Consider the following 257-nt stretch of genomic DNA (forward strand, 5'->3'; position numbering starts at 1 on the left):
AATGGTGATGGTCTGCCCGTTGGCCAAGCTGACTACGACCGGGCTGCCGGTGACAGGGGCGCCCACTGTCGCCGTATAGATAATGATCCCGCCTTCCGCCACGGACGGCGTGGCGCTCAGGGTGACGGTGGTGGTGTCCTGAACATCGGTGACGGTGGTAAAGACCGGTACCTGGTTGGCAACCAAATTTTCGTAGTTGCCTCCGCTGACTGCAGTGATTTGATTACTGACGGCAGCGTGACCTTGGTAGACGTCGT

The 257-nt window shown here is 59.1% G+C and carries 1 protein-coding gene; it reads right to left on the reverse strand.

Annotated elements, in window-relative coordinates; genetic code table 11:
• Nucleotides 1–257: immunoglobulin-like domain-containing protein (locus HU738_RS25845; RefSeq protein WP_217871566.1), on the reverse strand; the 257-nt coding region annotated here is incomplete at both ends.

The sequence above is a fragment of the Pseudomonas vlassakiae genome (assembly GCF_014269035.2).
In the GTDB taxonomy this organism is placed as follows: domain Bacteria; phylum Pseudomonadota; class Gammaproteobacteria; order Pseudomonadales; family Pseudomonadaceae; genus Aquipseudomonas; species Aquipseudomonas vlassakiae.